The organism is Microbacterium memoriense (assembly GCF_025398275.1).
Classification (GTDB): Bacteria; Actinomycetota; Actinomycetes; order Actinomycetales; family Microbacteriaceae; genus Microbacterium; species Microbacterium memoriense.
Window position 1 is genome coordinate 28,127 of record NZ_JAODOR010000009.1, and the last position, 24,518, is coordinate 52,644.

At 70.5% G+C, this 24,518-nt stretch carries 18 protein-coding genes; 5 read left to right on the forward strand and 13 right to left on the reverse strand.

Annotated features, from left to right (window positions below; all coding sequences use genetic code 11):
- Positions 1-12: 12 nt before the first annotated feature.
- Both N4R40_RS07590 and N4R40_RS07595 read left to right on the forward strand, forming a co-directional pair.
- The gene (locus N4R40_RS07590) at positions 13-1,731 is read left to right on the forward strand and encodes an aldehyde dehydrogenase family protein (RefSeq protein ID WP_261606762.1); all 1,719 of its coding nucleotides are present in this window, start codon (positions 13-15) and stop codon (positions 1,729-1,731) included.
- Complete coding sequence (locus N4R40_RS07595) at positions 1,728-2,183, forward strand: lycopene cyclase family protein (protein WP_261606763.1); 456 nt, start codon at positions 1,728-1,730, stop codon at positions 2,181-2,183. The genes N4R40_RS07590 and N4R40_RS07595 overlap by 4 nt, the downstream gene beginning before the upstream one ends.
- Before the next feature lie 4 nt (positions 2,184-2,187).
- Here N4R40_RS07595 and N4R40_RS07600 read toward each other — a convergent pair whose 3' ends face one another.
- The 3 genes from N4R40_RS07600 to ypfJ all read right to left on the reverse strand — a co-directional run bounded on the left by N4R40_RS07600 (position 2,188) and on the right by ypfJ (position 5,886).
- A complete protein-coding gene (locus N4R40_RS07600) occupies positions 2,188-3,720 on the reverse strand; it encodes a DEAD/DEAH box helicase (RefSeq protein ID WP_261606764.1) in 1,533 nt (510 codons plus the stop codon).
- Positions 3,721-4,042: 322 nt separating this feature from the next.
- The gene (gene pip / locus N4R40_RS07605) at positions 4,043-5,014 is read right to left on the reverse strand and encodes a prolyl aminopeptidase (protein ID WP_261606765.1); all 972 of its coding nucleotides are present in this window, start codon (positions 5,012-5,014) and stop codon (positions 4,043-4,045) included.
- A complete protein-coding gene (gene ypfJ / locus N4R40_RS07610; RefSeq protein WP_261606766.1) occupies positions 5,011-5,886 on the reverse strand; it encodes a KPN_02809 family neutral zinc metallopeptidase in 876 nt (291 codons plus the stop codon). Before ypfJ ends, pip begins: the two co-directional genes overlap by 4 nt.
- Positions 5,887-5,967: 81 nt before the next feature.
- On the opposite strand from ypfJ, the gene N4R40_RS07615 reads away from it, so the two are divergent.
- From N4R40_RS07615 to N4R40_RS07625, 3 genes are all read left to right on the forward strand, one after another.
- Positions 5,968-6,993, forward strand: coding sequence for a malate dehydrogenase (locus tag N4R40_RS07615; RefSeq protein ID WP_261606767.1), 1,026 nt, complete (start codon positions 5,968-5,970; stop codon positions 6,991-6,993).
- A 3-nt stretch (positions 6,994-6,996) separates the two neighbouring features.
- Positions 6,997-8,742 carry a cation:proton antiporter gene (locus N4R40_RS07620; RefSeq protein WP_261606768.1) on the forward strand — a complete coding sequence of 582 codons (1,746 nt, stop codon included), beginning with the start codon at positions 6,997-6,999 and terminating at the stop codon, positions 8,740-8,742.
- Between the two features lie 155 nt (positions 8,743-8,897).
- Positions 8,898-9,323: a recombinase family protein gene (locus tag N4R40_RS07625; protein ID WP_407665847.1), complete on the forward strand. Its 426-nt coding sequence runs from the start codon at positions 8,898-8,900 to the stop codon at positions 9,321-9,323.
- 116 nt (positions 9,324-9,439) lie between these two features.
- Here the strand turns inward: N4R40_RS07625 and N4R40_RS07630 are convergent, their stop codons facing one another.
- From N4R40_RS07630 to N4R40_RS07675, 10 genes are all read right to left on the reverse strand, one after another.
- Complete coding sequence (locus N4R40_RS07630) at positions 9,440-9,736, reverse strand: WXG100 family type VII secretion target (protein ID WP_203190459.1); 297 nt, start codon at positions 9,734-9,736, stop codon at positions 9,440-9,442.
- A gap of 106 nt (positions 9,737-9,842) precedes the next feature.
- A complete protein-coding gene (locus N4R40_RS07635) occupies positions 9,843-14,300 on the reverse strand; it encodes an FtsK/SpoIIIE domain-containing protein (protein WP_261606769.1) in 4,458 nt (1,485 codons plus the stop codon).
- The gene (locus N4R40_RS07640) at positions 14,297-15,076 is read right to left on the reverse strand and encodes an FHA domain-containing protein (RefSeq protein ID WP_261606770.1); all 780 of its coding nucleotides are present in this window, start codon (positions 15,074-15,076) and stop codon (positions 14,297-14,299) included. Before N4R40_RS07640 ends, N4R40_RS07635 begins: the two co-directional genes overlap by 4 nt.
- Positions 15,073-16,659, reverse strand: coding sequence for a serine/threonine-protein kinase (locus tag N4R40_RS07645; protein ID WP_261606771.1), 1,587 nt, complete (start codon positions 16,657-16,659; stop codon positions 15,073-15,075). The genes N4R40_RS07640 and N4R40_RS07645 overlap by 4 nt, the downstream gene beginning before the upstream one ends.
- Positions 16,656-18,023 carry an FHA domain-containing protein gene (locus N4R40_RS07650; RefSeq protein WP_261606772.1) on the reverse strand — a complete coding sequence of 456 codons (1,368 nt, stop codon included), beginning with the start codon at positions 18,021-18,023 and terminating at the stop codon, positions 16,656-16,658. The genes N4R40_RS07645 and N4R40_RS07650 overlap by 4 nt, the downstream gene beginning before the upstream one ends.
- Positions 18,020-18,850 carry a PP2C family protein-serine/threonine phosphatase gene (locus tag N4R40_RS07655; protein ID WP_261606773.1) on the reverse strand — a complete coding sequence of 277 codons (831 nt, stop codon included), beginning with the start codon at positions 18,848-18,850 and terminating at the stop codon, positions 18,020-18,022. Before N4R40_RS07655 ends, N4R40_RS07650 begins: the two co-directional genes overlap by 4 nt.
- A complete protein-coding gene (locus N4R40_RS07660) occupies positions 18,847-19,911 on the reverse strand; it encodes an RDD family protein (protein WP_261606774.1) in 1,065 nt (354 codons plus the stop codon). The genes N4R40_RS07655 and N4R40_RS07660 overlap by 4 nt, the downstream gene beginning before the upstream one ends.
- Positions 19,908-22,181 carry a transglutaminase-like domain-containing protein gene (locus tag N4R40_RS07665; RefSeq protein WP_261606775.1) on the reverse strand — a complete coding sequence of 758 codons (2,274 nt, stop codon included), beginning with the start codon at positions 22,179-22,181 and terminating at the stop codon, positions 19,908-19,910. The genes N4R40_RS07660 and N4R40_RS07665 overlap by 4 nt, the downstream gene beginning before the upstream one ends.
- Positions 22,178-23,473 (reverse strand): DUF58 domain-containing protein, encoded by a 1,296-nt coding sequence (locus N4R40_RS07670; protein ID WP_261606776.1) that lies wholly within the window; start codon positions 23,471-23,473, stop codon positions 22,178-22,180. The genes N4R40_RS07665 and N4R40_RS07670 overlap by 4 nt, the downstream gene beginning before the upstream one ends.
- Before the next feature lie 65 nt (positions 23,474-23,538).
- Positions 23,539-24,510, reverse strand: coding sequence for an AAA family ATPase (locus tag N4R40_RS07675; RefSeq protein WP_261606777.1), 972 nt, complete (start codon positions 24,508-24,510; stop codon positions 23,539-23,541).
- Between the last annotated feature and the right edge of the window lie 8 nt (positions 24,511-24,518).

Below are 24,518 nucleotides of genomic sequence, written 5' to 3' on the forward strand. Positions count from 1 at the left end.
AAGGAGAGCGCCGTGACCCCTGCTGCAACGACCACCGCCCCCGTAGATCTGACCAGCGACGTGCGCGAGCCCTTGGATAACGCGGTCTCGGCGGTCCGGTCCGGCGCCCGCGCGTGGAGCCTGCTGACGCTCGATCAGCGCCGCACGCTCCTGCGACGGTTGCGCGCGGCGGCAGCCGCCGTCGCCGAGGAGTGGGCCGACGTCGCCGCGACCTCCAAGGGGTTGGAACCGGGGCATCCGCTGCGCGGAGAAGAGTGGCTGTCGGGGCCGTACGCCGCGCTCGTCGCGCTCGACGCCTACGCCGATACCCTCACCGCGCTCGTGGCCGGAGGGAGCCCGCTCGACACCGTGAAGATCGGGACCGCGCCGGGTGGGCGGACCGTCGTCCACACATCGCCGCTCTCCGCGACGGATGGGCTGCTGCTGTCGGGCTACACGACCGAAGTGTGGCTCACGCCCGGTGTCACGGCGGCCGATGCGGTCCGTACCGCGGGCCTCGCGCAGCGCGCACCGGCCACGTCCGGCGGCGTGGGTCTCGTGCTCGGCGCCGGCAACATCACCTCGATCCCGTACCTCGACGTGCTCTATGAGCTGATGGCGTTCAACCGGGTCTCGATCCTCAAGGTCAACCCCACGCAGGACGCGCTCGTGCCGGTGTTCGAACGTGCGCTCGCGCCGCTGATCGAACCCGGGTTCCTCCGCATCGTGCGCGGCGGCGGGGATGTGGGCGGGTATCTGACCCAGCATCCGGACATCGACCACGTCCACATCACCGGGTCGGAAGCAACCTTCCGCGCGATCGTGTGGGGCACCGGAAAACGTCCGTCACGCCCGAAGCTCAAGGTCCCGATCTCGGCGGAACTCGGCGGCGTCGCACCGATCATCGTGGTCCCGGGCGAGTGGTCGCCGGCCGACCTCACCTACCAGGCCGAGCACATCGCCACGATGCGTCTGCACAACAGCGGCCACAACTGCATCGCCGGTCAGGTCGTGCTGCTGAGCGCGGACTGGCCGCAACGCGAGGAGTTCCTGCGGGCTCTGCGCACCGCCTACGACCGCGCGCCGCGACGTCCGGTCTGGTACCCGCAGAGCGACGGAAAGATGGATGCCGTGCGCGACGCCTACCCGGACGCCACATGGTGCGGCGACGGAACACGCGCATTCATCCAGACGGACGGCGCCGATGCGACGGCGCTCGAGACGACGGAATACTTCGCCCCCGTGCTCGGGATCATCGATCTGCCGGGCACCGGGCAGGAGTTCCTCGACAGGGCGATCGCGCACGCGAACGAGCGCCTGACCGGAACCCTGGGTGCCAACGTCCTGATCGACCCTGCGACCCATGCCGCTCTCGGCAGGGACTTCGAGCGGGCGATCGTCGAGCTGCGCTACGGCACGGTCGCGATCAACGCCTGGACGGCCTTCGGATTCCTCACCCCGACGGCGACCTGGGGCGCATTTCCCGGCGGGACGCTCGACGATGCCCCGAGCGGTATCGGGATCGTGCACAACGCCCTCCTGCTGGACGGGGTCGAACGCACGGTCGTGCGCGGACCCTTCCGGCCGTTCCCGCGCTCGCTGGGACGGGGGACCTTCTCCGCGTTGCCGAAGCCGCCGTGGTTCGTGACCTCACGCACCGGCGCGGCCGTGTGCGAAGGCTTCACCCGGTTCCGCATCGACGGCAACTGGCCGAAGATAGCGGTCACTCTCGTCAAGGCGTTCGGCGCGTGAGCGCCCGCACCCTCGACGCGGATTACGTCGTCGTCGGTGCCGGCTCGGCCGGGGCGGCGCTCGCCGCCCGCCTCAGCGAGGACCCGACGGTCAGCGTGCTGCTGCTCGAGGCCGGTCCCTCAGACCGCGCAGTCGAACTGCATATTCCCGCGGCCTTCTCGAAGCTGTTCCGCGGCCGCTACGACTGGAACTACGACACCGTGCCGCAGTCCGCGCTCGAGGGACGCACGGTCTATTGGCCACGCGAGCTCGGCGAGCTGGAGGTTCTCCTGCGTTGGGTACGCGGCGGCGGTCGGACACCGGACTTGGGCACCGGACTTCGGACACCGCTCTTGGCTCCTGTCCGCGGCCTGAATAACTCCTGCTGCCGCGTCTCAACGCGCGGCGCGCGCCCCGGAAACACAGCGCAGCCGGCTCGGAAACCGAGCCGGCTGCAGGAGTTGTTCAGGTGAGAGGTCAGCGACCCCGGCGCTGACCGCCGCCGTTGCTGCGGACGACCGAGCCGACCGAAAGCTTGCTGCCACCGCCGGTCGAGGCACGGCGACCCGTGGTCCGGGCGTTGCCGGATGCCGCGGGCTGCTGCGCCGGTCGCGCCGCGCGCTCTGCAGCCGGACGACCGTGCGACTCGGCCGAGCGACCGGCGTTGTCACGACCAGCGCCAGCGCCGCGTCCACCCGAGCGGCCCTGGCCGGAACGGCCCTGACCGCCGGCGCGTCCGCTGTCATCGCGCGCCGCGCGCTTGCGCTGCGCGTTGGCGCCCTGGCTACGGCCGCCGCCACGGGGCTGCTCGACCTTCGGCTCGGGCTTGACGTAGGAGGCGACCTGGCCGACGAGCTCAGCGACCTCGGGCGACGTCGGCGTGACGCGCGTGGGGGTCACGGTGATCGCGGCCTTGCGGAGGAGATCCTTGACGTCCTTCTCCTGGCCGGGGAGGACGACGGTCACGACCGACCCCTCGGCGCCGGCACGCGCCGTGCGACCGGAACGGTGCAGGTATGCCTTGTGCTCCATGGGCGGGTCGACGTGGATCACGAGCTCGACATCATCGACGTGCACGCCGCGCGCGGCGACGTCGGTCGCGACGAGCACCTTGGCCGTGCCGGCCGAGAATGCCGCGAGGTTGCGGTCGCGCTGCGGCTGCGAAAGGTTGCCGTGCAGGTCGACCGAGGGGATGCCCTGCGCCGTGAGCGCCTGGGCGAGCTTCTTGGCGTGGTGCTTCGTGCGCATGAAGAGGATGCGGCGGCCGGTGCCCGACGCGAGCGTGCGGACGAGCTCCTTCTTCGCGTCGGCACCCTCGACGTGGAACACGTGGTGGGTCATCGCAGCGACGGGCGAGTTGGCCTCGTCGACCGAGTGCAACACCTCGTTCTGCAGGAAGCGGCTGACGAGCTTGTCGACGCCGTTGTCCAGCGTCGCGCTGAAGAGCATGCGCTGGCCGTCGCGGGGGGTCTTGTCGAGGATGCGGGTGACCGACGGCAAGAAGCCGAGGTCGGCCATGTGGTCGGCCTCGTCGATGACCGTGATCTCCACGGCATCCAGCTTCACGTAGCCCTGCTTCATGAGGTCTTCGAGGCGGCCGGGGCACGCCACGACGATGTCGACGCCGGCGTTGAGAGCCTGCACCTGGCGGGTCTGGCTGACACCACCGAAGATCGTGGTGGTCTTCAGGCCGTAGGCCGCGGCGAGCGGTTCGAGGGTCGCGTTGATCTGGGTGGCCAGCTCACGCGTCGGCGCGAGGATGAGGCCGAGGATGCGGCCCTGGCGGCGCGCTCCACCGGCGAGGACGCCGCCGAGGCGGGCGACCATCGGGATCGAGAAGGCAAGGGTCTTGCCCGAGCCGGTCTTGCCGCGGCCGAGGACGTCGCGGCCGGAAAGGGTGTCGGGAAGGGTGTCGACCTGAATGGGGAACGCCTCGGTCTTGCCGTCCTTCGCGAGGACCTCGAGAAGCGGGGCGGGCACGCCGAGCGTGCGGAAAGAAGTATCAGTCATGGCGGATTTCTGGGCAGCGAAGCCCGGATCGGTGGCCTCTGCGCGGATGCGCACAGGGTCGCCGTACGAAGAATGTCAGCCGATCATCCGGTCAGAGCCGGGCGGCGAGGGAAGCGTTCTACGACGCGAGAGCGCCAGGATCGGCGCTACAAGTGGGACCAGTCTAGCAGTCGCCACCCTGGTCAGCCCGCCGCGGCCGCTGCAGCGCCGCGTTCCATGTCCCAAAAGTGGTCGCAATTCGGTCGCCTGGCCAGCCATTTGTGGGACACACCCTGGCAGAAGTGGGACAAGCCCTGCCCGAAGTGGGACGAGGGAGGACAGGTCAGGCGAAGCGGTCGGTGGCTGCGCGGAGGGCTGCGGCGATGCCCGGCTCGCTCGCAGAGTGCCCGGCATCCGGAACCACGACGAAGTCGGCTTCGGGCCACGCTCGGTGGAGGTCCCACGCCGTCATGATGGGCGTACACACGTCGTAGCGACCCTGCACGATGACCGCCGGGATGCCGCGGATCGCCGCAACGTCTTCGATCAACTGTCCGGGCCGCAACCACCCCTCGTTCATGAAGTAGTGGTTCTCGATGCGGGCGAACGCGACCGCCGCCTCGGGCGTGGCCATCGCCGAGACGAGGTCGGGGTCAGGCCGGAGCGTCAGGGTGGATGCCTCCCACGTCGTCCACGCCATCCCGGCGGGCAGGTGCACGGCCGGGTCGGGGTCGGTGAGACGCCGGTGGTAGGCCTCGATGAGGCGCGAGCGCTCGAGCACCGGGATCGGTGCGACGAAGTCCTGCCAGAGGTCGGGGAAGATCGCCTCGGCGCCCCCCTCGTAGAACCATTCGAGCTCGTGGCGGCGGAGCGTGAAGATACCGCGCAGGACGAGTTCGGTCACGGCCGACGGGTGACTCTGCGCGTAGGCGAGGGCGAGGGCCGAGCCCCACGAGCCGCCGAAGACCTGCCACTGCTCGATCCCCAGATTGCGGCGCAGCAGCTCGATGTCGGCGACCAGATGCCACGTCGTGTTGAAGCGCAGGTCCGCGTCGGGAGCGCTCATGTGGGGCGTCGACTTGCCGCATCCACGCTGATCGAACAAGACGATGCGGTACACCGCGGGGTCGAAGAAGCGGCGCTGCCAGGGCGATGTGCCGCCGCCGGGCCCGCCGTGGAGGAAGACGACCGGCTTGCCCTCAGGGTTGCCGGACTGCTCCCAGTACACGCGCTGGCCGTCGCCGGCGAGGAGGAATCCGGTCTCGTACGGCTCGATCTCGGGATAGAGGATCGCGTCCAGATCGGCGACGGTCACAGTGCGTTCCCCGGGGCGCCGAACGTGTCGCAACTACCGACGCCGCCCTGGTACCCGGTCGTGAACCAGCGCTGACGCTGCTCGCTCGAGCCGTGCGTCCAGCTCTCCGGACTGACGCGGCCGGAGGACTGCTCCTGGATGTGGTCGTCCCCGACGGCGGCGGCGGCATCCAGCGCATCGCGGATCTGCTCCTCGGTCGGCGACTCGAGGAAAGGCACACCGTTCTCATCGGTTTGCCGGGTCATGCCGGCGACCCACGCTCCGGCGAAGCAGTCGGCCTGCAGCTCCATGCGCACCCCGTTGCTCTCGGGCCCGGTGCCGTTGCTGGGGTGGGCATCCATGATTCCGGCGATCTGCTGGATGTGGTGGCCATACTCGTGCGCCAGCACGTACAGCTGCGCGAGCGGGCCCGCATCGTCGCCGAACTGCTGCTCGAGCACGTCGAAGAAGGTCGGGTCGATGTACACGGTCTCCTCCGGCGGGCAGTAGAACGGACCCGTCGCGTTGGATGCCGTGCCGCACGCGCTCGACGTCGACCCGTCGACGATGATCAGCTGCGGCGGGCGGTAGCCCTGTACCTCGCCGGTCCAGAACTGGTTGATGGCCTTCGAGCCTGCCGCCAGACGGCAGTCGATGTTCGCGTTCGCGTCCGCACCCGTCTCGCAGTCGGTGATCTCGGTCTCCGACCCCGCCGACGGAGCCCCACCGCCCACGCCACCCAACAGGCTCGAGAAGTCGCCACCGGTGAAGATCTGGAGGAGGATCACGGCGATCGCGCCGAGGCCACCCACACCTCCGGCGATCGCGCCACCGCCGGGTCCGCGCCTCTTCGCGCCGCTGCCCCCGACGTTGGCATTGCTGTTGAAAGTCATGCGCTCACCGTACCGCGTGGGCCCGCCACCTGCCCGGAATGGCCCGGCGTGCGGTCTCGCGGGAGGAATAGGCTCAGGACTATGGATGCCGCTTCGCTGCCCCCGCTGCCCACCACCATCACGGTCACCGGCGCCGGAGGGCAGATCGGCTACGCGCTGCTGTTCCGCATCGCGTCGGGCGCGATGCTGGGACCCGACCGACCGGTGCGTCTGCGGCTGCTGGAGATCCCCCAGGGCCTGAAGGCCGCCGAGGGCACCGCGCTCGAGCTCCAGGATTGCGCGTTCCCGCTTCTGCAGGATGTCGAGATCACAGATGATCCGCGCGTCGCGTTCGATGGTGCGAACGTCGCGATGCTCGTCGGCGCGCGTCCCCGCTCGGCGGGGATGGAGCGCGCCGATCTGCTGGCCGCGAACGCCGGTATCTTCGGGCCGCAGGGGGCGGCGCTCGGCGACGTTGCCGCGGATGATGTGCGCATCGTCGTCGTCGGGAATCCCGCGAACACGAACGCGCTGATCGCCGCCGCGGCGGCCCCCGGCATCCCCTCGGACCGGTTCGGGGCCCTCACCCGCCTCGACCACGATCGCGCCGTCGCCCAACTGGCGGCGAAGCTCGCGGTGGCGCCCTCGGCGATCCGGGACCTCACGATCTGGGGCAACCACTCCGCAACGCAGTTCCCCGATGTCGCGCACGCGACCGTCGACGGTCGACCCGCGCTCGACGCGCTGGCCGACGCCCTCGGCGGAGCAGCCCAGGCGGCCGCGTGGCTGGACGACGAGTTCGTGCCCCGCGTCGCGCAACGCGGGGCCGAGATCATCGCCGTCCGCGGCTCTTCCTCGGCGGCGTCCGCGGCCAACGCGGCGATCGCGCACATGCGTGACAGCATCCTCGGCACGCCGGCCGGCTCGACCTCGGCCGCCGTCGTCTCGCACGGTGAGTACGGCGTGCCCGAAGGTCTCGTCTCGTCCTTCCCGGTGACGAGCGACGGCTCCGGGTATCGGATCGTCGAGGGCCTCGAGCTCGACGCGCGCGGGCGCGGGCGTCTGGACGCGTCGGTCGCCGAACTCGTCGCAGAGCGGGATGCCGTGCGCGCGCTCGGCGCACTCTGACCGATGGATCTCCTGCTGGTCATCCTGCTCGGCGTGATCGCCGTCGCCGTCGTCACGGCGCTCGGTCAGCGCCTCGGTGTGGCCGGCCCGCTGTTGCTCGTCGCCCTGGGCCTCGGCGTCGGGCTGTTGCCGTTCGTGGACGTGCCCGAGATCGACCCGGAACTCATCCTCGTCGGCATCCTCCCGCCCCTCTTGTATGCGTCGGCCGTGCGGTTGCCGGCGATCGAGTTCCGCCGGGACCTCGCTCCCATCACGGGTCTCGCCGTCGTGCTGGTCGTCGTGACCGCGCTCATCCTGGGGTGGTTCTTCTCGCTTGTGATCCCCGGCGTCGAGTTCGCGCTCGGCGTCGCGCTCGGGGCGATCCTCTCCCCGACCGATGCCGTGGCGACCGGCATCGCCAAACGGCTCGGGATCTCGCCGCGGGTCACGACCATGCTCGAGGGCGAGAGCCTGCTGAACGATGCCACCGCGCTCGTGCTCCTGCGGACGGCGCTGCTGGCCGTGGTCGCCGGCACGTTCTCGTTCGGCGGTGCGGTGTTGAGCTTCCTCTGGGCCGTGTTCATCGCCCTGGTGATCGGGGCGGTCGTCGGCGTCCTCGCGCTGCGGCTGCGCTCATGGGTCGGCAGCTCGGGCGCCAGCACGGCGATCGGATTCACGGTGCCGTTCCTCGCGTACTTGCCGACCGAGCATCTCAACGGATCGGGCCTGGTCGCGGCCGTCGTCGCCGGCATCGTCGCGGGGCAAGGCGCCCAGCGCTGGTTCACACCGGGGCAACGCCTGTCGGATGAAGTGAACTGGCGCACCGTCGAACTCGTGCTCGAGGGCGGGATCTTCCTGATCATGGGGCTCGAGCTCGACCAGATCGTGGAAGACGTCCTCGCCCGCCACGAAGGCATCGTGTCCCCCACGCTCGTCGCGCTGGCCGCGCTGTTGATCGTGCTCGTCGTGCGGGCGGCCTACGTGGCGTTCCTTCTCTGGGCCGGTCGGGCGCGCCGGCACGGCACCGATCGCGCCCGGTTCGAAGAGTTCGACGCCCGATTGGACTCCTTCGCGGAGAACGGTTTCCCCTCGCGCGGGGGACCCGGTTCGCCGGTTCGCGCACAGCCCTCCCCGGAGCGGATCGAGCGCCGCACCGGCCTCATGCGCCGGCGGGTGGCGCGCGCTCTGGCAGATATCGACTACTACCAGGCCTCACCCCTCGGCTGGAAACACGGTTCGATCATCGTGTGGGCCGGGATGCGTGGTGTCGTCACCCTCGCTGCGGCACAGACGATTCCCCGGTCGGTCGAGGAGCGGCCGACCCTCATCTACATCGCGTTCCTCGTGGCGCTCGTGAGCCTCATGCTCCAGGGGCTCACCCTGCCCTGGGTCGTGCGGAAGCTCCGACTCGACCGTGGCGATGAGTCGGCGGACGACCACGACGAGAAGGACCGCCTGGAGGAACAGCTGCGCGCAGCCGCGGCATCCGCCCTCGACGACCCCGCGCTCAGGCGTCGCGATGGCACGGCTTTCGATTCAGACCTCGTCGAACGGATGCGGCAGCGCTACGCGCAGCCGATCACAGAGGAGTTTTCCGTCGGCGCGCAGGACATGCTCGAACTGCGCATCGCAATCATCGAAGCCATGCGCACACGGTTGGACACGCTGAGTTCGGGCGGGACGTTCAGCACCCGGTCGCTCCGGCACAGCCTCGCCGAGCTCGATGCCCACCAGTTGAGCACCGAGTTGCGGCTGCGCGAAGACGACTGAGCGGGACGTCGGCGCTGCTGATGCGCAACCCGCGGCGCCCGCGGCACACGCACACCGGGCAGCTTCTGTCGCCACCAGGGGGCTCACGCGACAATTGCGGCCCGCAATGATCGCGGGGACCTGTGACAATGGATCATCCCGACGAAGGAGCCTGCATGTCGATGCCAGCTGACGACGACCGCGCACCCGCCGACTACGCCGAGTCGGTGTCCCTGCCGACCCTCACCGAAGCCGTGCCGGTCATCGTGTCGGGCACCGATTGGTGGGCCGCCCGCCCCGCCGGGTCACGGCTCGTCGGCCTGGTCGTCGCCCGCGACGATCTGCCGAGCGTGATCGCCCAGCGCGATGCGCTCGCCGACTTCGGGGTGCCGATCGAAGGCTTCCGGCATCCCGCGCCCGAAACCGGCGAAAGCTGGGCAGAGCGACTCACCCGACTGTTCGGGCGGCTCGAGTCGGGCGATGTCGTCGTCGTCGCCGACAAGCACGCACTCGGGCGCACGGTCGACGAGGAGTCTCGCACGATCGCCGAGCTGCGCCGCCGCGGCGTCATCGTGAAGGTGCTCGGCCATACCCGCGCCTGAGCGTGCTCGCCTGCGCGAGCCCTCGGCCCATCGCTGAACCACACCGGGCGCGACGAAGGCGCCCACCGATCTCGGTGAGCGCCTTCGGGTGAGACTCGCTCGGAGAGCGGAAAGCCTCAGGAGCCGAGCTGGCTGGCGAGCTGCTCGTCCGTGGACTGCAGAGCCTGAGCGGCCTTCTCGAGGAAGGATGCCATGCCCTCGATGCCCTGAACGGTCTTGGTCGCGCCGGTGGTGAACTCGGTGTACGACGAGTCGAAGGCGCCGGAGGCGCGCGTCGTGGTGAAACCGTCCTGGACGAGCTGGGCCACGAGCTGACGCAGGCGCTGCAGGGTCGCCTCGAGCTCGCCCTGGCCGTCGCGCAGGCGTCCGGCGGCACCGCTCATCTGGTCATAGGTGACATTCAAATTGGCCATGAGGGCCCCCTTCATCTGGCCCGGCAATGTGCCGGGAGGTCTGTTGTGATTACGACGATATGCGGAGCCGGCGAAGAAACCCATGGGGAGAACTCCCCATGACCCCTCATGCCTCCCCGATCAGCGGGAATTGGATGCGGACGGTCTTGCCGCGGTGCGCCAGGATGCCGCGACCCACCGGCAGCTCTCCTCGCACCAAGCGCGGGAACGGGGTCTTCAGCACGACCTCGCCGTCGATCGTCTCCGGTTGGAGGACGACGCCGCGACGGGCCGCCTTGATCTCACCGAGCAGGCCGAAGTTGCTGGTCCACTCCGAGATCTCGCCAACGACGACGAAGAACACCTCGCCGCGACCGGCGCGCTTGACGAGACTCGACAACGTCATCTCAACGATCGAGGTCGCGAATTCACCGATCCCTTCCAGCACCACGATCGGCACCGGCCCGCCGTCGGCGACCTTGTCGGCCGCCTCGTCCGCGGCGGAGAGCACGGCCATCGCGGCAGATCCGGCATCCGCCGTCGCCGTCCACTCCAGCGCCGTGAAGACGGGAGAGCGCCGGTCACCGAGATAGAACGCGGCGGCATCGGGATGCGCGCGGCGGGTCTGCACCGCAATCGCGGCCGCCGCGTTACTGCGACCCGCCCCGGGCGTGCCGGCCACGATGAACGTGCCGGTCGGCTCGATGCCGAAAGGCCCGAGGTCGAGGTCGGACAATCCGATCGCGACGCCGCTCGGCGTCGTGGCGGGGAGCTCCTCGACGCGGTATTCGGTAGGCAACGACCGGATGCCGGGCGCTTCGGCCGTGCCGCGACGCCGCATAGCCTCGGCCATCCGGTCGATCGCGGTGGCCTGCTCCTTCGTGCTCGCGGTCCCCCCGATCACGGCGATCTGCGCTTCGTGGTCATCGATGATCGCGCGGCCCGGTACCGCCGTGGGCCCGAGGATGTCGCGGGGAACACCGAGCATCGCGTACGCGTCTTCGTCGCTCATCCGCAGCACGATGCGGCGCTGGATCGTCGCCTGTAGCGACGTCGGCACACTCTGGCCGCGGTCGGCGGTGAGGGCGACGTGGATGCCGAGGCCACGGCCGTCGGTGAGCACCTGCTGGAACAGGCGATAGGTGTCAGCCCGTCCGGGGACGCCCTCGAACGCGGTCCGGAATGCGGCGAAACCATCTACCAGCAGCAGGATGCGCGGTTCGTCGGGTGCACCGGCCAGCATCCGGTACTCGGTGAGGGTCGACGCCCCGGCGGCGGCGTACGTGTCGCCCCGGCGGTCGAGTTCGACCCGCAGCATGCCGAACAACCGCTCGATGCGTTCGGTGTCATCGCCCGAGATCACGGCGCCGACGTGCGGCAGCGACTCGAGCATGCGGAGCGCGCCGGTGGCGGCATCCAGTCCGTAGACGTGGACGGGGCCACCGCGCGGAGTGATGCCGGCCGAGACGCCGAGCGTACGGAGCGCGACGCTCTTGCCGGAGCCACCCGTGCCGTAGATCGCGAGGTGTCCCTCGGTGTCGGGTTCGAAGAAGAACGGCACCTGGTCTTGGCGCTCGGGCACGTCCACGACGCCCATGACGAGCCGCGCGTCGGTGCGCTGGGTGAGCTTGGTCTGGTCGAACGTCGTCGCGAGCTCGTCGAGCCACGGGCGTCGGGGCGCGCCGATCCGGGCGAGCTCGGCCGCGTCGACGAAGCGCGCCACGAGCAGCTGCTGGTCGTTGGGGCCGAGGTCCTCGGTGTCGCTGGAGACTTCGCCGGTGTCGGGGCTCTGCCACGCGGGGGCGTCGCCCAGACGGAACGGACGCACCTCGACCGTGGCTTCGGGCTCGGCTCGCAGGCTCCACCCGCCGGCGTAGGCGGACTGGAACAGGCTCATCCGCCCGGGGCCGGTCTTGGCGATGCCGCGACCGGGGATCCCCGGGTCGAACAGGGCGGCTTCCTTCGAGCCGATGACGTCGTCACTGTCGGTCTCGTCGGCCATCCGCAGCGCGACGCGCAGGTTCGTGTTGGCGCGCAGATTGTCCTTGATGACACCCGCGGGCCGCTGGGTCGCCATGATGAGGTGGATGCCGAGGGATCGCCCGCGCTGGGCGATGTCGACGACACCGTCGACGAACTCCGGCACCTCTTTCGCGAGCGCCGCGAACTCATCGATCACGAGGACGAGCGCGGGCGGGGTGTCGGGGTCGGCGGCCTTCTCGAGCTCGAGGAGGTCTTTCGCCTTCTTGCGGTTGAAGAGGTGCTCGCGGTGGTGGAGCTCGGCGCGGAGGCTCGTGAGGGCACGGCGCACGAGGTGCGGGCTCAGGTCGGTCACGAGTCCCACGCAGTGCGGCAGGCTCACGCAATCGGCGAACGCCGATCCGCCCTTGTAGTCGACGAAGAGGAACGTGACCCGCTCGGGGCTGTACTCGGCGGCCATACCGAGCACCCACGCCTGCAGGAACTCGCTCTTGCCCGAACCGGTCGTGCCGCCGACGAGCGCGTGCGGACCCTGTTGGCGGAGGTCGAGGTGCAGCGCGCCTTGCGCGCCCTGACCGACGAGCGCGCGGAGCTTCGGCTGGTAGCCGGAGCCCGAACGTGTCGCGCGAATCGACGCATTTTGGGTCCACCGGTCGATCACGGCATCGGCGCTCGTGGCCATTTCGGACCCGAGGAGCTGCAGGAGCGGGATCGTGCGGGGGACGTCGCCGGCATCCTCCGCGACATCGCCGATGTCGGTCAGGCGGGCGAGGGCCCGTGCGACGACGCCGAACCGGGCGGCGTCGAGAGCCTCGACCCGCAGTGGCGCGACGCTCGTGCCGAGACGGACGAAGTGCGCGCTCGCGGGGGCATCGGCGGGCGCCTCGACCCAGGTGCGGCACGCGGCGGGGAGAGCGGCGGCGCTCTGCGCAATCCACACGGGAAGGATGCCGGTGCCCGCGGCCCGCTCGCTGAGCTGGATGAGTCGGCCGCGGTCGACGGCGGCATCCGGGGTGATCACGACGACGACCGCGGGAAGCGGTACGTCGTCGCGCGAACCGCGGGACTCCCCCACTTCGGCGCCGGCGGACGTCGCGGAATCCGTCGCCTTCAGCGCACGCAATCGCTGCTGCGCCTTGCTCCGGGAATCGACGAGTTCTTCGAGCTGCGCCAACAACCGCGACGCCGTGGCGGCGTTGTCGGCGACCGGCACCGTGCCGAGCATGTCTTCGGCGGCCCACACGTGCGGGAGCCACTTCAGGTCACCGAGTTCGGTCTTCGAGTTCGGACCGACGAACGCGACGATCCGGACGTCCGCGGGTGCATGCAGTCCCGCTGTTTGCGCGATGAGCGCGCGCCCGAGGTCGGAGACCCGAGCGCTATCGCCGGCGAGACCGAGCGCGCCGGCCTCGGCGAGCGATTCCAGGATCGGCACGTCATCGACCGTGCGGAACTCCGCGACGGTCTCGTCGAGGCGCTCGACGTACTCCGGGATGGCCGCATCGCGCTGGGCGGACTCGGCGACGGTGTTGCGGCTCGGGGCGGTGCCGTCGCCGAGTCGCACGTGCAGGAACGACCAGTGTTCCGGTCGCCGCGTCCACACCAGCGGACCGGCCGCCAGCGCGTCGGCGCACACGGGATCGAGCTCGGGCACCTCGGCCCGGCGCACGTCGTGCTCGGCGGCGCGCTCCGATTCGAGTCGGGAGCGGAGGCGGGTGATCTGCTGTTCGAAGCGCGCCTTCGCGGCCTTCAGCTGTGCGCGGGCTTGCAGGCGGCTCGTGAGCCAGGTGCCGAGCATGAGGAGGGGCGAGGCGGCCACGAACACGAGCGACATCGTCGACCCCGTGACCTGGAAGAGGACGAGGCCCATGATCGCCGGCGCGATCATGGCAAGCCACGGGAAAACCTGCGGCTGGCTCGGGCTCGGGAGGTCGGTACCGGGCAGCTCCTCCCCGAGATAGCGGGCTTCGACGCGCGGCGAGCGCACGAATCGCACCTGACGCCAGGTCGCGGGAGCAGCGGTGGCCGTGTCGGTGCGGGCGACGATCCGCAGGCGGGTGTCGCCGAGGGCCGCATCGATGCGACCGTCGGTCGCGGTGAGATAGGTGACGGGGGCCCCGCCGACGAGGATCCCGTTGGCGGAGTTCAGGTCGACGAGTTCGACGCGGCCCTGGCCGATCTCGAGGCGCGCATGCCGTTTGGAAACGAGCGGGTCATCGAGCACGACGTCGCAGTCCGGATCGCGACCGATCGTGATGACGCCGCGATCGAGGGAGATCACGGTTCCCGCGCCGGGACCCGACACGATCGTCACCTCACCGAGCGCATGGCGCGGTTGATAGTCCGCCGGGACGACGCGGATGGCCGAGCCCGCGCCCAATTGCACGTGCGAGATCGTCGCCTCGGCGTCGAGGACCTCCCCGGCGCCCTGGGCGATCGTGCCGAACGCCTCGAGGGTCACTTCCGTGCCGACGCTCCCTCCGCCGCGCGGGTCGTTCTCGACGAGCGTGCGGGCAAGGTCTCCGACCGTGGCGTCGGCGTCGGCGGTGATGACGACGTCCTCGGCGTCTCCGCCACTCCTCACGAGCGTCGTGCGTAGCTTCATGCATCGTCCTTCGGGCGATCGGCCGCGTCGGCGGATGCAGCATCCGCGACGCCGGGACTATCGAGCAGGGCGAGATCGTCGCGCGTGACGACTCGGGAAGCGACAGCGTGCTCGACGAGGCGCACGCGACGGTTGGTCGCCGATGCGGTGACCCCACCGCGGAGCCCCGGCACGCCCTGGCGGTCGAGCTTGTCGCAGACATTGTCGAGCTTGCGGTTGAAGCGTGTGAGGGTCCAACCGAGCCGCTCGGCGGCCCGCGCAGACGTCGGCAGTTCACTCATCCCGGTTCCCTCTCGGCGCAGCACCGGCTCGGCGAGCGCGACGATCAGCAGCTTCTGGCTGAGCGTCAGCGGCACCGATCCGATCGTCGATTCCCCATCGCCCAGGGCCTCGGGCCGGGTGTCGCGGAACGCGGGCTGGGGGGTGTGCACGGTCAACTCGTAGGTCGTCGGGCCGGCGCTGAAGACGACGGTCGTGACGCCGAAGACGATCGGCAGGCGTGCGCCCGGCGCGAGCTGCGCCTGCACCCGGCCGTCGGTGTCGGTGACGGTCGCCGAAAGCCGGCTGCCGATGTTCACGAGCCACCACAGATCGCCGGACTGCTCGATCGACAGGAAATGCCGGTGCAAGAACAGGTTGTCGTCGATCGACAGGTCACCCTCGCGGCCGATCGTGAAGCGGTCGCCCGGGGCCACCGTGAACAGCTCACCGGCGAACTCGATCGTGAGGGCAGGACTCTCCGCGCGCGGGGGCATGGTCTCGTTCACGTCGGTCACGGGGTGCACACTCGCTCTTCGTCTCCGCCGCGCCCGTCGGCACGGACGAGCTGCACGGCAATGCAGGTCGTGCCGGACGGGTCGACCGGCAGCGTCACGGTCGGAACATCGACGCTGTCGGATGCCCCGTTGCCGGTCAGCGTGTAGGGATACCAGATGTAGATGTCGCCGTCTTCCGGCTCGGGGTTGGTCCAGGTGAAGGTCGCCGTGCTGTCGCTGACGGTGCCGGCGAGATCGATCGGCGACGGAACGATGCCCGACACGGGGTCCTGCGGTTTCGCGGATGTCGACGGTGTCTGCGGTGCCGGCGGCGGCGTTCCGCCGAGGAGGCTCACCCCGACGACGATGGCGACGAGGGCCGCCGCCGCGACGGCGAGCCAGATCCACAGGGCACGGCGCGAGCGGGGGGCGGATGCCGGGGTTTCTGGGGCGGGGGCATCCTCGACCGGTGCCGGGCGCGCGCGCTGCACGGTCGACGATGTCGTGTCGTCGACCGGAACGGACGCGATCGCCCGTCCGCCGCGGAGGATCGTCTCTTCGGCACCGCCGGTCGTCCCCATCGCGGTGGTGGCGGCATCCGTGAAGGACGGCACCTCATCCACACGTTTGCGCGTCTGTCCGGCTGCCGGATGCGTCTGCGGCTCGATGCTGACGATGCCGCGGACGCGCGTGAGTTCGCCGTCGGCCTCGTCATCCTCTTCGGCGAGCGGCGAATCGTCGAGGATGTCGATCGGGGTCACCGAGTGCGAGAGCTCGATCTGCACGCGCTGGAGGGCGCGCGCGAACGCGACGGCGCTGTCGAAGCGGTCCCCGGGCCGCTTGGCCATCGCCCGCTCGAGCGCGAGTTGCAGCGACACCGGCGCATCCGTGCGCACGAGACGCGGCAGCGGCTGCCCCTCGATGCGCTGGATGAGGTCGGCGCCGCCGTTGCGGCCACCGGGCTGCTCGAACGGCGAGTGTCCGGCGAGGAGTGTGTACACGGTCGCGCCGAGCGCGTAGACATCGGTCGCGACGCCCGACTCCGGGTCGTCGGAGAACGATTCGGGCGGCGACCACGGGATCGACATGCCGCCGGAGGACTCCGCGGATTCGGCCGTCGTCGCGATGCCGAAGTCGGTGAGCGCCGGCCGGTTGTACTCGGTCACCAGGATGTTGGCCGGTTTGATGTCACGGTGCAGAATGCCGGCGCGGTGCGCCGTCTCGGCGGCGGCGGCGACCTGCACGCCGACCCGCAGCGCCTCGGCGATCGAGAAAGCCCCCGATCGCGAGCGCACCTGCAGGTTCGGCCGCGGGCAGTATTCCATGACGAGGTACGGGCGCCCGTCGTCCGACATTCCCGCCTGGTAGATCGTGACGATCGCGGGATGCGTCGACAGCAGCGCCATGACGTTCGCTTCGGCGGCGAACTGCTCGGCCGAGCCGCCGGCCATCCGATCGGGGAGGAGCACCTTGACCGCCACGCGACGGCGCGGAAGCTGCTGCTCGAAGAGGTAGACGTCGGCGAACCCACCCGAGCCGAGAATGTCGACGTACGTGAACCCGGGCAGTTGTGGCGGCGCCGCGGGCGCGCGCTTACCGCTCACAGAATCTCCTCGAAGGTCACCGTGACGTCGTCGCCGATGTCGAGCACGTCGCCGGAGACGACCATCGTGGGCTCGTTCGGGTGCAGCTTCACGGGATCCTGCCCGACGCGCAGCAGCAGCGTGCCGTTCGTGGTGTCGAGGTCGGTCACCAGGACATGCTCACCCTCGGCGCGGATCTCGACGTGGCTGCGCGAAATGTCCTGCTCGGGGCTGTCCACGGCGACGAGCGTCGGGAGTTCCGCGCCGGACGTGCGGGTCGATTTGGGGCGTCGGCCGATGACGACCGGCCGCTCGAGTTCGACGACCCGTCCGGTCGAGAGGACGATCCGACCGCGCGCAGGGCGCCGTCCCGGGACAGCGTCTGTCGATTCGAAGGTCGCGCGCTCCGCCGCGCGCATCGCGCGGACATCGGCGACGGCGACGGTTTCCCCGTCGTGGTCGCCGAGCGCCGGCAGCGGCGCGGCCGGGGAGGCCTCGGCGGCGGGCTCGCCCTCCTCCGGCGCCTCCAGAACGACGACGGCCGCGGCCGTGATCGGCCGGGCGACGGTCTCACCCCAGAGCAGGTCGTATTCGTCGGCCGGTGTCTCGACGACGGGGGCTTCGGTAGCCGCCGGCATCCACGTGTCGGCGCTGGCCGGTACCGGCGGCAGCGACGACGGAACCTCGGTCACGATGGCCGCTGCGGATGCTGCTTCGAGCTCGGGTTCGGCGTCCTCGACGTCGCCTTCTGAGGAGATGTCGGATTCTGAGGAGGGAATCGCCGGTGCAGCCTCCTCGACAACCTCCGTCTCCTCAGGAACCTCCGCAGGCGGGGCGGGTGGCGCGTCCGCGGGCGGCACGGATGCCGGGACAACCGGCCGCGGGACCTCGCGCGTCGGCGGGGCGACGGGCGGAGAGACCGCGGCAACCGCGTCGAGCGTGACGGTGACGGCGCTCGCGGTCACGACGCCGGAACGGATCGGGAGGTCGGGGCCGTCGGGGGTCGCGGCGCCCACGAGGACCGTGAGCCGATGCGCGCCGGGCAAGAACCGCTCGGTCCACGTCGCGACGCCTTCGCCCGAGACTCCCTGCGTGCCGCCCTCGTCGTCCACGATGATCTCGACCGGGCCGCGGACCGCGACGCGCACGCCGGCGGGTTCGACGACGGCCAACGCGAACGGAGGGATCGCGCTCAGCGACGTGCCGAACGCGCCCGTGAGCGCTTCGAGCACCGCGCCGATTCCGCCGTCGCCCACACGACGCCACACGGCTTCGGCAGTCTGATCCGTCACTTCGGGGGACAACACCGCGAGGGCCGAACCTTCGACGGCGACCCGCCACGCCGTGACGTCCGCGGGGGCGGGGCGATAGCGCACCTGGGTCATGATCGGTCTCCCCTTGTCTGTGGCCGGGGACGCGTATCGCCGTCCGCATCGGCCCGCCGCGCACCGGCCGGAGCCGTGTCATACAGGTCGTCGTGGCCGCCGACGCTCACTGCGTCGACAACGACCGCCGTGATGTTGTCGCGCCCGCCGTGCAAGAGCGCCTCATGGATCAGGCGCGTCGCGGCATCCTGCGGGTCGACTTCCTCCGCGAGGATCGTCTGGAGCCGGTCGAGATCGAGCTCGCCGGACAGTCCATCCGAGCACACCAGAATGCGGTCGCCGGGCTCGGCGGGCACCATCCAGTAGTCGGCTTGGCCGTCGTTGCCGGCACCGATCGCCCGGGTGATCTCATTGCGGCGGCTGTCGATGGCCGCATCCGCCCCGTCGAGGAGCCCCGCATCGATGAGTTCTTGCACGACCGAATGGTCGACGCTGATCTGCTCGAGGCGACCGCCCGCGAACCGATACGTGCGGGAGTCGCCGACGTTGACGGTCAGCCAGTATCCGAGGCCACCGACCTCGGCGATCACGACCCCGGTGAGGGTCGTTCCGGCCGCGCGGCTGCCGCTGTCGATCGCGTCGACCCGGGCTCGCGCCCGGCGGAGAGCCGCGCGCACGTGATCGACGCCCAGGCTCGCGGCTCCCGCGAGCGTCGAGAACTCCGCGACGACGGCGGCGCTGGCGAGGTCCCCGGCGTCGTGGCCGCCCATCCCGTCGGCCACGAGGAACAGCGGCGCCTCGGCCAGGTACGAATCCTCATTGATGCGGCGGCGAAGACCCGTGTGGCTGACGGCGGCGGCGCGCACCTCGATCGGTGCATCGCTCACGATGCGACCTCGATGCGGACGCTCCGGTCGCCGAACTCGAGCACGTCCCCCGCGTGCACGCGGACCCGTTCGCCCGGTTCGGCCGCCTGACGCTGGGTTCCGCGCAGGAGCGTCACGCCGTTCGTCGAGTGGCGGTCGATGACCCACAGCGCGCGTTCGGCGTCGGGGGCGAGTTCGAAGTGCGTCTTCGACAGGGACAGTGTCTCGTCGCGCACGGGAGTGATCATGGCGCCGGTCTCGGGCGCGGGGTTCCGCCCGAACAGGGTCCGTCCGTACAGCGCCTGCTTCGTCCCGTCATCCCAGACGAGTCGTGCGACCGGTCGCTCGCCCGTCGACAGGCGCGTCTCGTCGATCGAGGCGATCGGGTCGGTCACGGGGCCGCGCGGAGTGGGTGCTGCCGACGCCGCGGCGCTGACTCCGGGGACGAACGAGATGACGCCGGCATCCGCAGGCACGACGGGCCGCGGTGCGGGGGCGGATGCCGGGGTCCACCCGTCGAGCTGAGGATCGGCCTGTGTCGGGAGGATCAGTCCCTCGGGGAGGACGGTGGGTGAGGCGGAGGTGAAGGCCGGAACGGGTTCCTCGGCAACCGGCTCCGGCGCCACCATCGGGCTACGTCCGGCGATGTCGGTCATGACTGCGCCCGCGGCTTTGTCATGCCAGCCGCGGCGCCACGGAGACCCGTCGAACAGCGCGGAGAACATGCCGACGATGATCGCCGCGCCGAGCGCCCAGACGATGTTGCGCCCGAGTGCGCGGCCGAATCCGAGGGCGTCACCGTCGGATTCATGCGCAAGGCGGAGGCCCATGATCCGCATGCCGATCGACCCGTTGCCGCCCTGCATGAACGTGTACGCGAGGAACCACGCGGCGCTGACGACGTAAGCGCCGACGCTGGCCAGCACCACCGGGAACGCCCCCTCGGTGGCGAACGAGATTCCGGCGAGGATGCCGGCCGTCACCAGCAAGATCAGGAACGCGACGGCGCCGTCGATCAGGTACGCACCGACACGTCGGCCGAGCACGGCGGGGCGTGCGAACCCGGTGGGGTCGACGCTCACGACGCTCCTCCGCGACGCAACGACCGCAGGCTGAGGCGAGCGCGCACGCGCTGCCACCACGACGTGGAACCCTTCATCTCACCGACGATATCGTCCACTTCGCGCCAGAACGTTTCGACGTCCTCCGGTGACGGGTCACCCGGACCGTAGACATCGGCATCCGCGCGCTCAGCGAGAGTCGCCACCCGCGGCTGCGTGAACGCCGCGCCGACGACGGCGGCGCTCTCGGCGCGGGTCGCTCCGACGACGACGGGGGCGCGGAGGTCGACGGCCGAATCGACCAGCTCGTCCCAGCCGCCCGAGATGCGGTCGGCGGTGCGAGCCGCCGCCCGCCGGCGGGCGCGACGTGTCCCCTTGATGAGGCCCATCACGATGAACGGTGCCGCCAGCAGAGCGAGGATCCCCACACCGATCCCCCCGAACAGCAGCAGCGGACCGAGCCAATCGACACCGGCATCCTCGTCCTCTTCCTGTTCACGGTCGTCGGCGATCGACGGGGGCAGGTCAGCGGCCTCTTGCGCGGGCGGCGGCGGCTGCAGCACCTGCGGTTTGGGGTCGGCGCGCGGCTTCGTGGACTGGTCGTTGGGTTCGTTGTCTTCGGAGGGCGTCGGGTCGAAGGGTACCCAGCCGACGCCGTCGAACGCGATCTCTACCCAGGCGTGCACATTGTCACCGGTCGCGGTGAAGACGCTCCCGGCCTGATCGTTCTCGTTCGGATGCCAGCCCATCACGACGCGCGCCGGCATGCCGAGCTGGGTCGCCATGAGCGCCATCGCGACGGCGTACTGCTCGTCGTCGCCGATCATCTGATCGCCCGCGAAGAGCGCGCTGATGCGGGCGGCACCGTGACCGGAGGGAGAGAGCACATCGCCGGCGAGACCGTGGCTGAAGAACCCGTCGGTGTGCAGCGAACTCTCGAGCGCGCGGGCACGCTCGATCGGCGTCTCGGCATCGGCGACGGCCTTGGATGCCAGGTCGGCCAGCGACTCCGGGATGCCCTCTTGCTTCGGCATCTTCAGCGGCGCGAAGGGCACTTCGGCGAGAGCGGCATCGCTCGGGATCTTCGGGATCACCGTCTCGATCGTGTACCCGTCGCCGGGCTGCAGGCCGATCGTTGTCACAGCCGTGCCGGTCGCGTCGTTGTAGTGCGCGGCGCGACGGATCTCGCTCCCCCGCTCACCGTCGAAGATGAACTCGCGGACCGCGCCGGCGTCGGGCAACCACACACCACTCCACTCGCCGATCTCGACGCGCAGTGTGGTCTCGGCTCCCTCCGCCTCGGGCGACATGTTGGAGCGGACCGGCGTGAACGCGCTGGAGGACCCGGCGCCGTCATCGGCGACGTTGTAGACGACACCGGAATAGGCGTCCATCGTCGCGAGGCGGATGCGGGCGTCTTCCGGCAGACCCGACACCGTGAACAGCGACGTGTCGGCGTCATCGCGGACGATCCCGCGGAACGCCTGCAGCGGGCTCGGATAGTCGCGGATGTCGAACGGGGGAATGACGAAGTCGCGCAAGACGTAACGCTGCACGGGCGGTGTGGCGAAGGCCGCGGTGGCGATGCCTGCTCCTGCCGCGATCGCGAGCACGGCAGCGCCGGCGACCAGTCGACGGGTGCGGGAACTGCGGGTCGCGGCCGGATCGGCGGCTTCGGTGTCGATGCGGACGGCGGCGCTGTCGTTCGTCCAGGCGTGGCGGAGCGCCAGCCAGACGACCGCGACCGCGGCGAACAGGATGCCCTGGACCACCGGGGCGGCGGGCGTCGCGACGCCGAGGAGGATCTGGCCGGCCAGCAGGGCGACGGCCGGCAGCAACGCCCACGCGCCCTGGCGGATGCGGAGGGCGAGGGATGCCGCGATCACCGTGGCGAGCAACACCATGAGGAAGGGGACCATGAGGTGCCCGTCCGATGCCGCGACCGGCGGAACGGTCGTCAGCAGTTGCTTCCAGGACGTGACGACACCGACCGCGAGCTGACGCCACGTCTCGAGGGTGGGGATGACGCCGAGCAACGTCGTGTGCGGCAGCGCGAGCGCGCCGCCGAAGACGAAGTAGGCCCCGACGGCAGCGCCCGCGATCGGCAGGACGCCCCAGCGCCACCGGGCGCCGAACCAGGCGATCGCGAGTCCCAGCGCGAGCGCGCCGAACCCCGCGACGAGATACTGCGGGCCGTCGAAGGTCGGGCCGAAGCCGATGATGGCGACGGTGACCAGCAGGGCGATGGCGACGACATCGATGACCCTCTGCAGCAGAGGCCGGGCGTTCACGAGAGCACCTTCCGGACTGCGCTCGGCAGCTGGTCGAGAGCGCCGATCGTGACGACGTCCGCGTCGCCGATGCGGCGAAGGCCCGGTGAGTCGACCGACGAATCCGTGACGACCGCGAGCACCCGTACACCGTAGGGCAGGCGCGCGCACGCGATGCGGAGATCGGCGGCGTCGGCGTTGGCACCGGTGATCAGCACGGCGACCGCGGCCTGCGGGGCGTGGGCGGCCAGCGATCCGGCGAGCGCGACGATCCCCCCCTGGCGCGGACGGGAGTGTTCGAGGGCCGAAAGCCCGTCGAGGAACCGGCGGCCGGTCGGTGCGCGGAGTGCGCCGTGCTGCGTGCGGGCCTCGAGGACCCGCGAATCCCGGATGGCGCGCAGGCCGATAGACCCGGCGGCCGAGATCGCGAGCTCGAATTCGTCGTCCGTGCGGTATTCGGCGGCATCCGTCGAGAGGCCGACGATGAAGTGCGAGCGCCGGGTCTCTTCGTATTGGCGCACCATGACGCTGCCGACGCGAGCCGTGGACTTCCAGTGCACGTGGCGGAGATCATCGCCGGGCTGGTATTCGCGGAGCGCGTGAAAGGAGACGTCGTCGCGCGCGAGCTGCTGCGACGGAAGCCCCTCGAGGTCGCGCAGGTGCCCGAGCGAGAGCCCGTCGAGCGAGAGCGTGCGGGGGTGCACGTAGAGCAGGGCCGCTTGGCGGCGATCGTGTGTGCGTTCGAAGAGGCCGAGCGGGTCGCCGCGGAGGACACTCACGGGACCGACCGTGAGCACGCCGCGGGCCGTCGTCGGGATCGCGAACAACTCTTCGTGTGTCTCGTCGGCGGCGAGTCGTGGCACCTGGAAGATGCCGCGACCGGACCCGACGGGGAGCACGACGGAAGAGGGGAGCATCGCGCGCGTGCTGGCGTTGTGCAGGGTCAGCGCGCCGACCGCCCGCTCGCCCACGACGACATGACTGCGGGTGAGATCGAGCTGGATGTCGTAGGTCGTCCGGCCGAACAGGAACGCGATACTGAGCGCCGCGATCGCGCTGGCGACCGCGGCCGCCACCATGACCTCTTTCCAGCCGAGCGTCAGAGCGACGATCCAGAGCAGGGCGATCAGGGCGAGCACGATCCAGCCGAGCGGTCGGATGACATCCGTCACCCGGCGGATGCCGCGCCACGCGATGCCGAGGGCGGTTTCGGTGCGCTCGCGCCACTGCTCGGCGCGCGTCGGCGGGGCCGCCGAGACGAGGCGCTCGCGCTCGTCCTCAGCCGGTGCTTCGGGCTCGGACGGGGTGGGCACCGCGGGCGCGACAGAAGCCCGGCGCGCGCGGCGCGTCGGGGTCTCGGTCTGCGGCGGCGCCGCCATCAGGCCGACGCCCTCGCGAGCGGCGCGTCGACGGAAGCCACGGCGCGTTCGATGACGGTCTCGGCGCTGACCCCGGAGAACTCTGCCTCGGGGTCGAGCACGAGGCGGTGCGTCCACACCGGCATCGCAAGCGTCTTGATGTCATCCGGCACGACGAAGTGACGCCCCTGAGACGCCGCGTAGACCTTCGCGATGCGGATCATCGAGATCGCCCCGCGCACCGAGACGCCGAGGCGCGTGGCCTCGGAGGCACGCGTCGCCTCGACGAGCTGCGCCGCATACCGGGCGACGGCCGAGTCGACATGGACGGTGGCGGCGAGGTCGGCCATGTCGGCGACGGCACCGGTCGTGATCACAGGCGTGAGCTGCGCCGAGGGGTTGCGGTCGACGGCGCCGGCGAGAATCCGCTCGGCGATCGCGAGCGACGGGTAACCGATCGAGGTCTTGATCATGAAGCGGTCGAGCTGTGCCTCGGGCAGCTTGTACGTGCCCGCCTGCTCGATCGGGTTTTGCGTCGCGATGACGAGGAACGGGCGCCCCACGTCGTGCGCGACGCCGTCGACCGTGATCCGCGACTCTTCCATGACCTCGAGGAGCGCCGACTGCGTCTTCGGCGAGGCACGGTTGATCTCGTCCGCGAGCACGATGGAGGCGAACACCGGGCCCTTGTGGAACTCGAACGTGTGGTTCTTCTGGTCGTAGATGGTCACGCCGGTGACGTCGGAGGGCAGCAAGTCGGGCGTGAACTGGATGCGGTTGCTCGTGCCCTGCACGCTCGCGGCGAGCGCCTTCGCGAGGCTCGTCTTTCCGGTACCGGGCGCGTCCTCGAGCAGTACGTGACCTTCGGCCAACATGGCCGACAACACGAGGCCGACGACCTCGCGCTTGCCCATGACGGCGATGTCGACGTTGTCGACGAGACGCGTGAACGTGTCGCGGAACCAGGCTGCCTGGTCGGGGGTCATGCTCATGTCTTCGT

Excerpts from the sequence above, each read along its gene's own strand:
- N4R40_RS07600 (WP_261606764.1), bottom strand. The coding sequence starts at position 3,720 with ATGACTGATACTTCTTTCCGCACGCTCGGCGTGCCCGCCCCGCTTCTC.
- ypfJ (WP_261606766.1), bottom strand. The coding sequence starts at position 5,886 with ATGACTTTCAACAGCAATGCCAACGTCGGGGGCAGCGGCGCGAAGAGG.
- N4R40_RS07615 (WP_261606767.1), top strand. The coding sequence starts at position 5,968 with ATGGATGCCGCTTCGCTGCCCCCGCTGCCCACCACCATCACGGTCACC.
- N4R40_RS07620 (WP_261606768.1), top strand. The coding sequence starts at position 6,997 with ATGGATCTCCTGCTGGTCATCCTGCTCGGCGTGATCGCCGTCGCCGTC.
- N4R40_RS07625 (WP_407665847.1), top strand. The coding sequence starts at position 8,898 with ATGTCGATGCCAGCTGACGACGACCGCGCACCCGCCGACTACGCCGAG.
- N4R40_RS07630 (WP_203190459.1), bottom strand. The coding sequence starts at position 9,736 with ATGGCCAATTTGAATGTCACCTATGACCAGATGAGCGGTGCCGCCGGA.
- N4R40_RS07635 (WP_261606769.1), bottom strand. The coding sequence starts at position 14,300 with ATGAAGCTACGCACGACGCTCGTGAGGAGTGGCGGAGACGCCGAGGAC.
- N4R40_RS07650 (WP_261606772.1), bottom strand. The coding sequence starts at position 18,023 with ATGACCCAGGTGCGCTATCGCCCCGCCCCCGCGGACGTCACGGCGTGG.
- N4R40_RS07675 (WP_261606777.1), bottom strand. The coding sequence starts at position 24,510 with ATGAGCATGACCCCCGACCAGGCAGCCTGGTTCCGCGACACGTTCACG.